At 61.7% G+C, this 13,511-nt stretch carries 2 protein-coding genes; both read right to left on the bottom strand.

Going from position 1 to position 13,511, the window contains the following annotated elements; all coding sequences use genetic code 11:
- Window positions 1–32: 32 nt before the first annotated feature.
- Window positions 33–362, bottom strand: coding sequence for a hypothetical protein (locus tag BFV67_RS17960; RefSeq protein ID WP_069598755.1), 330 nt, complete (start codon window positions 360–362; stop codon window positions 33–35).
- Complete coding sequence (locus BFV67_RS17965) at window positions 362–13,507, bottom strand: hemagglutinin repeat-containing protein (protein ID WP_084833300.1); 13,146 nt, start codon at window positions 13,505–13,507, stop codon at window positions 362–364. Before BFV67_RS17965 ends, BFV67_RS17960 begins: the two co-directional genes overlap by 1 nt.
- Window positions 13,508–13,511 lie beyond the last annotated feature (4 nt).

Genomic DNA, 13,511 nt, shown 5'->3' on the forward strand with positions numbered 1-13,511 from the left:
GTACATCTTGTGCCAATATATTATTGGCATCTTTATTGCGGAAAAAAATCCTCTTCAACAAAAGGTTCTGGCCATTCACTTTCATATACGACTGCTTCAATCTCTAGACAATTATCATCCTCTACAGCAATCATAAAACACCCGCCATAAGGGAGTTTTTTATGGGAAAAACCCCGCTCCCAATATCTATCTTTATTATTTTTCAATGTAAAAGTTTGTGGCAACTTGATGGTCGAAAAGAAACCCACACCGGTTTTACTACGTTCAATTACGCAGCCTTCATTAAGTACTTTTTTTAAAAGATCTAACTTATTTCTTAAAGTAAAAGTTAATGCAAAAATTTCTTCTTTGGTTAAATTCATTAGAACGGCCTCATCGTTGCTGTAGATATTCTGAACTCACCATTAATGACAATACCTTTTACAGCTACATCATTACCACCGACCCTAACGGTGACCCAGCTACCAGTCTGATATGAGCCTGGATTCTTCGCCAAAGGCTGTACTGCTTCATGCATTCTTTCCAATGCCGCCTCTGGAGAGCCAAACTCAGAAACTAATTTATCCATTTGATGCTTATCAGCAAAAATGTGAGAAACCTTATTGCTATCATAGCCTAAGCTTTCAACCTGCTTTTTGGCTTCAATTTGTGCCTGCTGAGCTCGCGCTTTTTCTTCATCTTCCGGTCCCCAGCCACCCGGCGTTCCTGAACCAGCACCACCATATTCAGCCTTCTCATCATCCGTCATGTTTCCGGCTACATTTGGTTTCAAGCCCTGATCTGAATCATCCGAAGAACATGCACGCCCAAAGCTACACTGAGTGGCTTTATCAACTGCATCAAACAGATCATCCACAGCTGACGCTATTTTGTCATTAGCGTTTTTGGTGACCTGATCTCCCGGGCTTACCGGAACCCCGGGAACAGGCACCGGAACCGGAGGTGCAACACCCAGCGTGTTATTCTCAACCTCCACCTTCGCCGTTTCCGACGCCGTCGCCGCCATGGAGACACTGCCATCCGTCACTGCTGCGCCCGCCAGACCACCTGCGATACTCACGAGGCTACTGACCAGCCGTTTCTCCTCTGCCGTCAGGTCACTGGATTTTTTATCTCCATACAGCGCGCTGACCAGATGGTCAGTCATCGCCGAGGCCGTAATGGCCCCTATGGCACCAGCCTTCAGGCCATCCGCACTGCTCCCGCCACTCAGCTGCGTCAGCGCCGCAGCCACAATACCGTGCAGCGCGGCACGGGCTGTCGGATCTTTCTGCTCCTTGACCAGGGTCGCCAGCAGAGGGGCCGCCCCCGCTGCCGCACCTGCCTTCAGGTTACCGCCAAGCGCACCTGCCAGTAATCCCGCCGCTGCGCTGCCCTTAGTCCAGAAGGCACTCCCCGGACCGTACTCGGTATTCTGATATCCGGGCTGCGTCTTCAGGAACGCTTCCTGCTCCTGCGGCGTATCGCCCTGCAGTTTTCCTTCTGACGCCAGCTTCGCGCCCAGCACCGCATTGGATTCCCGCGCTTTCTGCTCCGCATACTTGCCGTAAGCATCCAGCGCAGAGGTGGCCAGCGCCGCGCCTTCGCTCTGGACCGCCAGGTTATCCCTGACCTTCTGCACATCACCGTTCACGTCCACGCCGTGGTGGGCGTCAGCCGTATCACGGCTCAGGTCAGCAATATCCTGTTTCTGTCCCGCCGGGTTGCGAATGACAATGCTACCGCCACTCACCGCTGATGAGGTCGTGCCGGTGTGGCTCTCTTTTGCCTGGCCCGTACCGATGGCCGGTGCCAGGTTGCGGTTTTCACCGTTTCCGCTGCCGCCCGCGCTGCCGGAAAGCGCCACCGTGTAGCCGTTGCCGCTGGTCTGGCTCTCGTTATGGAGATTACTGAAACCCAGCGTACCCGTGTCGAGGCTATTTTTATCTGCAGACGCCGTGGATGCAATCACCGCGCCGTCAAGCTGGGTATGATTTCCGGTGGTGACGGCAAAGCCGCCTTTGCCTGCGAATATCCCGCTCTGTTCAGCGACGCTCTTACCATTCTGGGTGATATTCTCACCCGATGCACTGACGCTACCGGAAGAGGCACCATAACACAGTGGCGGTATGCACAGACTGAGGGACGCGCCTGACGAAGACTGCTTGCTGTTATAACTGGCTGTATCCTGCACACTGCTGATGGTGAGATCGCGCCCGGTGTTGACCACCACACGGTTACCTTCCAGCTCCGCACCTTTCAGGGTGGTGTCGCGTCCGCTGTTCACCGTAAGCTGTTCATCAGCATGGACAACGCTGTTCGTATTGCGCTGCGACTGGCTGTTTTCCTTACCCTTATGCTGTGACGCCCCCAGCTCCACCGAGATGCCGTTTTGCGCACCAATCAGGCTCACACCGACACCGACGCTGAACTGGCTGCCGCTGTTTTTACTCTCAGAGTGGGTTGTGTTCTGGGAGGAAGACAGCAGAATATCCCGCCCCGCATCCAGCGCCACGTGTTTACCCGCGATCTGTACCCCCATACCGGCAATGTCATTTCCGGCACGAACAGAGACATTCTCGCCGGCATTAATGGTGGTGCCCTGCGTGTCGGTACTGTGGTAACGACTGTCCTGAGAGGACGTCCCCGCCGTTAAAGACACTTTAGCCTTGATGAGCGACGAGTCCGACATAGCGCCCTGCGCCGCGGTTGCCGCCGACTGGCCTGTTCTGATGGCGGTCAGCCGTGGATCATCGCCGTTTTCTGCGCTGCGGGCAGCCGTCTCAGCGGCTTTTGCAGCCTCAACAGCCCAGCCGCCAGCAGATGCCGTCACACCATACTGGGCGCTGCTGCTGTGGTTTTCACCGTCGCGGGTATCCCGGCTCCCCCCCATGAGGACATTTTCGCCACTGAGTGACACCGATTTACCGGCACGGATATCCGTACCTGACAGGGAGAGATCGTTACCGGCCTGCGCGACAACGTTACCGTTTTTGCTGCTTAGCTGGCTGCGCAATCCGTTTTCGAGGCTGCTATCTTCCCGACTGCTGTTTTTTTCATGACGGTAGCCTGCCGTGGCGCTGTAACCATCGCCGCCCAGCGTTCCCAGCAATTTGCTGCTGCCGCTGCTCTCACTGAGTGATGTGTCACGTCCGGCAGAAACGGAGATATCCCCATTTGTGGCTGACAGCAGAAGATCGTCCGTGGCGGTCATCAGGCTGCCGCTGATATTCACGCTGCCGTCACGACTGTTAACGTAAATATCTGAGCCCTGAATGACCGACGCGTTTTGTGTAGTCCGGTTGCCGCTATTGTTGCTCTCTGCCTTGCTCATCCCGCCCGGCAGGAGCTGATTGCCGTGGGAACCCCCACCCGCGATGGCGCGAACAGCACTTCCGGCGCTCAGGGCGCTCGAAAGATTCCAGCCGCTATTTTTCGTGCTACTGCCGTATTTCTCGCTGTCTGTGGACGTAGTGATATCAACGTCGCGTTTCGCATCGAGGATCACCGTTTCACCGGCCTTAGCCTGGCTCCCGGCAATCAGGATATTGCCGCTGTTGCTGCCTCCCTGTTTACCGGTGGCAGTCATCTGGATATTGCCTGCGGCGGCAAGATGGCTGCCGCTGTTAAACTCGCCCTCGTAGTGCGACTCAGAGGAAGCCCGGGTGCGTCCTGCGGCAATGGCCATCATCTGCCCTGGTCCGTCAAGCGCGAGCGCACCGCCTTCCGCCCCCAGCCCCTTCACCTTATCGACGGTGCTGTTGCCGCTGTTGCCCTTACCACGAACGATATCGCGCACGTTACGCACAGTGTCTTCAAATGGCGCTTTCACACTGACCGTGACGCCAGACGATTTGGACTCCTGCTTCATGGACTCAGTGGTCGTATCCCGTCCAGGAAGGATGGCGATGCTGTCGCCAGTGATATCGATATGGCCGGTTTTGCGGGAGAAATCATCCTTCCCTCTTCCGGCAACCACATCTGCCGCACTCAACTGGACGTCATTTCCGGCGCTGATGATGACATTACCGCCAGTAGTGCCCACCGTGCTGCGGGCATCGCTCTGCGTCGTATTTGCCCCCTGCCGGGTGCTTTTTGAAGACTGCGACCCGATGGTGATACCCAATCCCGACCCGCTGGAGAAAACGCCGGATTTCTTCGTCTTCTTCATGTCGTAGTACGTGTCGGTGTTGGTTGCTGCCTCCACGGTCAGATCATTTCCAGCCTTCAGGGCCACATCGCGCTCAGCGGCAACTGAAGAGCCCTGCACCGTCAGGTTGTTACCAGCCCGGAGAGCAACGTTGTCGCCCGAAAGCTGCGTACCTTTCTCACGCGTATGCGTTTCTTCGTGGATGGTGTGAGTGGTTTTCTTGCTGAGGAATCCACCGGACGTCTTTTTCTCCTCCCGGTATGCATAGTCACTTTCCGTCGCAGTGGAAAGGGTAATATCCCGCCCGGCGGCCACGGCTGTATCGCCTTTGGCATAGACATCTGCTGCCTGCGCCGTTACATCACGTCCGGCGACAACAGTCACATTCCCACCCGCAGTGATGTCGGTTCCCGACTGGCGAACCGACTCGTTAATCACTTTTTTACGGCCTGACTTATAGCTGTCGCCCTGCGTGGTCTCTTCCGCCGCCAGATTCACGTCGCGACCCGCCTGCAGCCCGACGCTTTTCTCCGCCGCCAGCGCGGCGGCCTGCGCGTTGATATCCTGCCCGGCCTTCAGGACCAGGTTATCGCCTGCGGAAATCGTGGTGCGGTCGAGCCCGGTGCTGTGGGACTCGCTTTTCCCTTTACGGCTGCTTTCGCTGGTCTGTGCCGCGTTCAGATTGAGATCGTTGCCCGCGCTCAGCCCCGCGCTGCCGCCCGCCTTCAGGTCGCTGGCGGTCACGTCAAGGTTGTGCCCGGCGTTCACCAGCAGGTTGCCGCCCGCGGTGACGTTACTGCCCTGATACGTGACGGACGAACGGCTGGTTTTCGCCCGGCTGGAGCTGAATGCGTCGTTGATCTGATTCGCGTTGACGGCAATATCGCCCCACGCGTTCAGCAGCATATCGCCGCCGGAGGCCAGGTTCGCCCCGGTAACGGTGATGTTTTTCCCCGCCTCAAGCGACAGGCCATCCTGCGCGGTAATAGACGCCGTGTTGCCCAGCAGGGTGTCTTTCAGGCCGATCTTGCCGTACTTCCCTCCGGCGTTGATATCAATCTGCTCAACCTGGGTCAGGTTGTTGATGCTGCCGTCCAGGCTCTCCAGCGCGACCGTTTTGCCGCTGATGGTGGAGCTGATGTTATTGATATCGCCGATGGCGCTCAGGTTCAGGTCGCCGCCCGCTTTCATCAGGCCGTTGTTGAGGTTGCTGATGCTGTTCTGGCTATCGAGCGTCAGGCTGTTTTTCGCCAGCAGCGAGCTGCCGCTGTTGGTGATGTCGCCGCCCTTCAGGGTGACGTTGTTACCCGCGATCACGCTGCCGTTATTGACGGTGACGTCCTTCGGCGACAGGTAGAGTTTCGGCACCATCACGGTTTCGCCGTTGACGGTGGCTTTCTCCCACCACAGCAGGCTGTGGTCGAGCGCGGCAATCTGATCGGCGGTCAGCGAGACGCCAAACTGCAGGCCCAGCGACTGCTGCGCCGCCGCGGCGTTGTCCATCAGATAGCGCATCTGATCCAGATCGGAGCCGATGCCGTTCAGGTAGCGGTTACCGGTCTGGTTGAGCACCACGTTGGAGACATAGCGGGTATCGAACGCCGCATCACCGAGGAAGCGGTAATCGTAATCCGGGTTCAGGTTGAGTCGGCCGAGCATGTAAGACGAGCCGAGGAACTGCTTCTCGTCGGTAAACGCCAGCCGCGTCTCCTGCGGTGCCGTGGACGACGGTTTGACCCCGAGCATTGCGTTCAGGTCGGCAAACAGGGCGGGATCAAGCTGTCCGAGACCGTTCAGTTTCGGGTTGATGCTGATCAGGTACGGGCTTTTCAGGTTGTCGGAGAAGACGAAATAGCCGTTGTTGCCCGACGGCAGCGGGTAAGCGCTGGTATCGACGCGCTGGCCCTGGTAATGCCCGACGGCGCCGCCCTGAGCGGTTCTGAGATCGGCGGTGGTGACCCCGGCGTTCGCCAGTGCGCCCAGCTGGCCGAGGTTCGCGTTGCCTTTCTGCGTGGTGCCAATGTTGCTGAGAGGCGTGCCGGACGCGCCGCCGTTTTCCAGCGCGCCGCCGCCGTTAAGCTGCTGCAGCGCACCCTGAAGCTGATCGTTCCACTGCGGCGAGTTCACCGCCACGGTGCCGGTATTGCTCAGCCCCTGTTTTTGTACGCCGCTGCCGACGCTCTGGTTGCTGAGGGTGTTCAGCGACGGCGTGGAGATGACGTTGCTGACGCCACCAGCATTGGCGGTGGTATTAGTGTTGCTGATGTTGCTGGTGAAGTTTGCGGTAACGTTGCCGCCCGCCTGGATGACGGCGCGGTAGATTTGACCGTTTTCAGCGCGAGAATTCTCACCAGTCAAGGCAAAGGTTATTGTATTCTTCGAAGGAGGTGTAACGTGAACGTCACCGCCATCTTCCATCATCCCGGAAACAGGACCCGTTGCAATCTTTCCGTTATAGGTATAGGTGAGATACCTGGATACGTAGCCATCCTGCCAGGACTGGTTATTAAAAACAGAACCGTCTAGCGTAATGTTACGTCCAGCAAGAATGTTACTTGCCTGATTATCAAGAGTTGTTGTTCCGACATACACATCTCTGCCAGACGTTATTCTGCCTGCTCCCCCCTGACTTTCTACAGAAGTAAAGGTTTGAGAGAGTAGGATCTCTTTTTGGATATAATCCTTGTAGGGAGCATAGTGGTAGGTATAGTAATCCTCACGAATGCATGATCCATTAGGGCCACAACTACCGATGCCGACATGTCTAAAATCACTATAAACACCGAAACTATCCTTAGGCATATCTGCAATATTGACCTTAATGGCCGACAGGTTAGGATCAGCTCCTGTTGAGACAACGTTTGTCGTTGCTTTCAGACCATCCCTTTGGTTCAGCAAATGCCCCGTCCTGATCGCAATATCCCCGCGCTGCGTCTCAATATTCCCAGACGTATTCACCACCTGGCTGTTCGCATTTCCCGCCGCATCCCGCTGCATCCACAGGTTGTTTCCCGCCATGATGTCGCCGCGCTGGTTGGTGATGCTGTCGGCAAACAGCGCCAGGTTATTCGCCGCGTACAGCAGCGCGGTGTTGACGATGGCGCCCGGCGCGCTCAGGGTCAGCGAGCCGCGCGTGCCGGTGAAGCCGTCCACGGTAATGTTGCTCCGGCTGGCCACGGTGATGTCACCTCCGCCCTGCACCGAACCCGCGGCATTCAGCGCCACGCTGCTGCCGGAAAGCGTACTCGCGCCGCCGCCGGTGGTGATTTGTCCGTTGTTGCTGAGCTGCCCGCCCGCACTCAGGTTGACCGCCTGCCCCTGCAGCACGCTGCGGTTATCGATGTCGCCGCCGCTGTTGATAGTCAGGGTTCTGCCTGCCGCCACGGCAGTCCGGCTGGTAAACGCGTTCGTCAGCTGCAGCGTTAAGTCCCCCAGGGACACCAGCTGGCCGGTCAGATCCAGCCCCCGGCTCTGCAGCCACAGGTTGCCGCCGCTCAGCAGCTTGCCGCCCGCGCTCTGGGTTACCTGGTCCGCACCAATATTCAGCTGCGTGTTGCCGAGCAGCGTGCCGCTGTTGTTCAGCTGGCTGTAGTTAACCGTCAGCTGTCCCGCCTGGGTGGTGCCCTGGCTGGCGAAATTGGTGCCGGTCAGGGTGGCGCGATCGGCCACCCACGTGCCGCCGTTGGTGGCGTTTGCCGCATTGAGGATCAGGTCGGTGGCCTGCAGCCAGCCGGTGCCGGTGAACTGCGGCGTGCCGAGCGTCAGGCGCGCGCCGGAGAGCAGCCTGCCGTCGTTACGCGCCTGCGAGGAGGCGGTCACGCGCGTCTCGCCGCCCCCCTGGATCAGGCCGTAGTTAAACAGCGCGGGCGTGGTCAGCGTCAGCGCATCGCGGCTGACGATTTCGCCTCCGCTGTTGTTGGTCAGCGTCCCGCTGAGGGCCAGCGTCGCGCCGTTATCGCCCTGCAGACGTCCGTTGTTGGTGAGCGCCCCGGTGGTGATGCCGAGCGTGCCCCCCTGCATTTTGCCGTCGCTGGTGACGGAGGCCGCCGTGATGTTCAGCGCCCCGCCGGACAGCAGGGTGCCGCCAGACTGCTGGCTGACCGCGCCGGTCTGGCTGAGGGTCAGACCATTCACGCCGCTGATGGCGCCGCTGTTGCTGAGCGTACCGCCTGTCAGCGTCAGGTTTTTCGCCGCCCACTGCCCCTGGTTCGCCAGCGTCGCGGCCTGCAGCGTCGCCGCACCCAGCGCGGTGATCCTGCTGCCTGCGGTTCCGGTGAGCGTATCGGCCAGCGTCATCTGCAGCGCACCGGCGCTCTGCACCGCGCCGCTGTTGGTGAGCGACCGGGCGTTAAGCAGAATATTCTGTGCCTGCCAGCTGCCGGCGTTGGTCACAGCCCCGGACGCAATCGTCAGCGCGCCCTGGGTAAGAAGTTTGCCGCCTGCGCCGTTGATCAGCTCCTGCTGAGGCGCGGCCATCGCCATGCGCGCCATCAGCCGCTGCTGCCCCTGAACGGTCAGGCTCTGCAGACCGGTTAAGGTGCCCTGGTTGTTAATGCTGTTCTGATGCAGCGCGAGGGTGTTCCCCTGCACGGTGCCGCTGTTTTTAAGCGTGCTGCCGCCGAGCGTCACCTCGCCCTCGCTGAGGAGCTGCCCGCGGTTATCCAGCGTCTGGGCGGTGATATCCGCCCGGCCCTGGCTCATCAGCGAGCCGGCTGAGGTCAGCGTGCCGCCGGTCGTGGCCGTCAGCGTTCCCTGGCTGAGCAGAGACCCGCCGTGCGCCCAGTCGCTGGCGCGGATGTCCGCGCCGTTCCCCTGCAGCGTGCCCTGCGTGGTCAGCTGGCCTGCATCCAGCGTCAGCATGCCGCCGGAGAGGGTGCGCGAGGCCGCGCCCGTGGTCAGCGTGGTTCCGGTGAGCGCCAGGCCATTCGTTCCCTGCATCAGCCCGCCGTTGTTCATATCGCGGGCAGTGAGGGACAGCGTACCGCCCGTGATGCGCCCCGGGTTCGCCAGGGTATCCGCGGTGAAGGCGGTCGCGCCGCCGCTCTGCAGCAGCCCGGTATTCGTTAACGCCCCGCTGAGCGTGCCGCTGAGTCCCGTCTGCCCGTTCACCGTGCCGCTGTTGGTGAGGGTGGTGCCGGTCATGCCCAGCGTGGCGCCCTGCAGCGTACCGGCGTTCGTCAGCTGTCCGCCCGCCAGCGTGAAGCCGCCGCCGGAGAGCCATTTACCGTTCAGCTCGTTGATAAAGCGGTCGGCGGTGGTGTTAACCGCGTTGCTGCCCTGCATCAGGCCGCTGTTGCGCAGCTCAGTACCGCCTGCTGTCAGCGTTTTGCCCGCCACCGTGCCGCTGCTGGTCAGCGTCGTCGCGTTAAGCGCGGCATCGTCGGTGGCAACGATGTTCCCCGTGTTGGTCAGGGCATTGCTCAGGCCCAAATCCAGGCTCTGCGCCTGAATATCGCCCCGGTTCGTCAGGTCGCTGCCCCGCAGGGTGAACCCGCCCTTCACCAGCAGCAGGCCGGCGTTATCGAGCGTGTCGAGGGATACGTTCAGAGGACTGCCGCTCACCAGCTGACCGGTGGCGCCGTTGCTCAGCGCGCGGGTGGTCAGCGCCAGCGTGTCGTTGCCCTGAAGGATCCCGGTGTTGTTCAGCTGCGCAGCCTTCACCGCGAGGGCTTTCCCGGCCAGCTGGCCGTCGTTGAACAGCTGCGCCGCCGTCAGCGTGAACAGATTCTGGCTGAGCAGGGCGCCCGTGTTATCCAGCCTGCCGGTCGCGGAAAGCGTCAGGGCATCCAGCGTCTGAACGCTGCCCTGGTTATTCAGGCTCCCGGCGTCAAGCGTCGCGCTGCGCCCCTGAAGGCTGCCCGCGTTGCTGAGGGTTTGTCCGCTGAGCGTCAGGGTCTCGCCGCCCGTCACCTGCCCCTGAGGCTGGTTCGTGAAGGTGTTCCCGGACCAGGCCAGCGTGCTGCTGCCCTGAAGCAGGCCGCTGTTCTGCAGGTCGCCCCGCAGGGTCAGCACTTTTGCCAGCAGCTGGCCCCGGTTATCGGTCCTGTCGGCCTGGACGTCCAGCGCCTGCTGGCTGAGCACCTTGCCGCTGTTGGTCAGCGTGCCGTTCACCGCCGCCGTCACGCCCGCTTCCCCCAGCGCGTTGCCGGTGTTCATCCACTCACCGGTCGCGAGGTTCAGGGTGTTGCCCTGCAGCAGCCCGGCGTTGTTCAGGGTGGTGTGGTGCAGGTCGAGCGCGCCGCCGGAGAGCAGCATGCCCGCCTGCTGGTTGCTGAGCTGTGTCCCGGTCGCAGTGAGGGAGTGTGTCCCCTGCAGCGTGCCGCCGTTGGTCACCGACGCGCTGTTGAACTGCGCGTCGGTGCCGGCCATCAGCCCGCTGTTCGTCAGGCTGGCGGTGGTCAGCGTCAGGCCGTTCCGGGCAATCACCCGCCCGTCGGCATCGTTGCTGGCCTGTCGGGTCAGGTTCAGCAGCAGCGCGGTGGCGCTGAGCTCGCCGCTGTTGGCCAGCGTCTCACCGCCGAGCGTCAGCGTTCCGCTGCTGCGCAGCGCGCCACGGTTAGTGAGGTCTGCCACGCCGAGCGTCAGCGCCGAGTCCCCCTCGACGGTGCCCTGGTTTTGCAGGCTGTCCGCCGTGATGTGCAGGTCGCTGGCCGCAATATTGCCCGCGTTAGCAAACGCAGTGCCGTTCAGGGTGAGCCGGTCGTCCGCCAGCAGGCGTCCGGTATCGGTGTTGGTCAGGCTGAGGTAGTCGCTGCTCAGGCTGACGCCGTTGATTTCACCCTGGTTTGTCAGCGTGTCGCCCCGGAGGCGCAATGTGCCGTCAGTGGTGATAAGCCCGCTGTTAGACAGCACCGGAACGTTCAGCGTTAAATCCTGCGTGCTGTAGACCGATCCGCCCGCGAGGTTTGTGAGTGACCCGGTCTTCAGGCCGAGCAGGGTGATCCCCTGCAGCAGCCCGCTGTTCTCCACCGAGGCAGCGTCCAGCGCCAGCGTACCGGCAACCAGCGTACCGCTGCTGGTGATGCGGTCAGGAGCCGTCAGGGTCATGCGATCCGCTTTTGCGACGCCGGACTGGAGGATGTTCTGTCCGCTGAGCGCGATGGCGCTGGCGGTAAGCTCTCCGCCGCTGGTCAGGTCGCCGGTTGCGTTAAAACTCAGCGCGTTACCGGTGGATTTCCCGGCGTGCGCAAGGGTGCCCGCCGTCACCGACAGAGCACCCTTCGCCGCCTGCGTGCCGTTCAGCGCGGCATTCTGCGCCTGCAGAGTGAGCGCCTGCCCACTCTGCAGATGCGCATCCCGGCCGGTGGTCAGGTCGCCGGTGCTGACGGTTAAGGTCCCCGCCGCGTCCGTCTGCCCGTTCAGGCTGACGCTGCGGGTCGCGGAAATCTGTACATTGCCCTGGCTGGTGGTGCGGGATGCCTGACCGCTGGTCAGGGTGCCGGTCTGCGCCGTCAGCGCCGTCGCGCCGGACAGGGTGCCATTCTGCTCAAGCGCGTCTGCCGTCACGCTCATCGCCCCGTCAGCCAGCAGGCTGCCGCTGTTACGCAGGGCCTGCTGCGCCGTGACGTTCGCATTGCCTTTCGCGCTCAGCGTGCCCCGCTGCTCCAGGGTATCAACGCTTAGCGCCAGGTTGCCGGCGCTCTGCAGGGTACCGCTGTTAGTGACCGTCTGCCCCTTCAGGGTGACGTCGTTACCCTGCACCGTGCCGCCGTTTGTCAGCTCTCCCGCGTTCACGTTAAGGTGGCCTTTCGCTGCCAGCTGGCCGCTGCTGGAGACCCTGTCGCCGGAGAGGGCAATGTCGCGCCCCGCATTCACCTGCCCCTGATTACTGACGGCGCTGCCCGTCAGGCGGACATCGCCCGTGGCATCGGCCCGGCTCTGGCCGTCCATCACCAGCTGTCCGCCGCTCAGGGCCAGATTCTCTCCTGCCGAGACCGCACTGGCCGTGGATGACAGCGTGCCGCCGCTGCTGAGGGTCGCGCGGGTATCGCTACCGCTGCGGGTATTCGTCAGCGTGATATCTTTCCCGGCCGCCACGCTGAGCGCGCCTTTGCTGGTGACGCTGCCGCCGCGCTGCGTCAGGCTGCCGTCGGTGGACAGCGTGGTGTCGGCCTGACCCGTCAGCGTCGCATCCGCAAGCGCCATTCCCTGTTTGCTCGTGACGGTTAGCGCCCCGCCCTGAGCCGACACGCCGCCGCCGTTGACGGTCAGGGTAGCTTTACTGTCCAGCGTCGCCGCGCCGCGGGAGACCAGGGAGGTATTGCTGAGCGTCATCCCCTGCCCGCTGCTCACCGCAAGCGCGCCCGCGCTGTTTGTCCCGCCGCCCGTCGTCTGCACTTTCCCCGCAGCGGAAAGGCGCATATCGCCCTGGCTGGCGAGCGTGCTGTTATTGAGTTCCACATCCTGCGAGCTGGCCACATTCAGCGCGCCACCGGCCTGATGGCTGCCGTTGAGGGCCACTCCCGCGCCGTTCGCGGTAATCGATCCGCTGGCCAGGCTGTTCGTGACCGTCAGTTTCCCGCCCGCGTCCAGCTGAATGTCGCCCTGGCGCGCGGTGAGGTTGCCGAGGTTCACCCCCACGCCCGTCTCGCTGGAGACCAGGCGGATACGGTTGGCATACATCCCGCCGAGCGCGCCGGTATCCACGGCCACCACGGGCGCGGCACCCTCACCGGCAATCGGCCTGACGCTGCCGTCCGTGCCCACGCGGTTCGCCCCTGCCGTCACCTTCAGGTCGTTCGCATGTATCGCGGCGTTCACTTCCGTCGCGCGCGCAATAATCGACAGCGCGTCGCTCCTGCTGGCATCCAGCCCCTGGCCTTCAACCGTGATGGCGCCTTTCGTCACCTCCAGCGCCTGCAGGTTACCGCTGGCGTCGAACTGCGGTTTCCCCGTGGTCAGGGTGACGTTCGGGGTGTTGATAAATCCGCACCCGTTACAGGTAATGCCGTACGGGTTGGCCACCATGACGTTTGCTGCTTTACCGGCGACTTCCGTATAGCCCTGCAGCTGCGAGCGGCTGGCGCCCGTGACTTCGTTGATAATGCCTTTCGCTTCCCGCCCGGCCTGCAGGTTGGGGTTGTTCTGGATAAGCCCGCCCAGCTGGGTCCGGGTTAAACGGTCCGTGCCGTTATTGAGGATAAGCCCCTCTTTGCCGACGTTATACTCACCGAACTGGTTATGCGAGATACCCGCCCCGTTGGGCGTGGCGATGTTGACGACCGGCACCCCGTTCCCCGCCCGATCGACCGTGGTCTGCCCGGTCGGCGTAAGCGCCGCCGCGACGGCAGGTGCCATCGGCTGCCAGACCATTAAGCCGCAGACAATCCAGCTGATCAGACGCTGCGAGAAACGAACGGGTGGGTGACGGGTATCCATAGTC

This window comes from Enterobacter roggenkampii, from assembly GCF_001729805.1.
GTDB lineage: Bacteria > Pseudomonadota > Gammaproteobacteria > Enterobacterales > Enterobacteriaceae > Enterobacter > Enterobacter roggenkampii.

What these genes read in the sequence shown, in the direction of transcription:
- BFV67_RS17960 (WP_069598755.1), bottom strand. Translation starts at nt 362, where the DNA reads ATGAATTTAACCAAAGAAGAAATTTTTGCATTAACTTTTACTTTAAGA.
- BFV67_RS17965 (WP_084833300.1), bottom strand. Translation starts at nt 13,507, where the DNA reads ATGGATACCCGTCACCCACCCGTTCGTTTCTCGCAGCGTCTGATCAGC.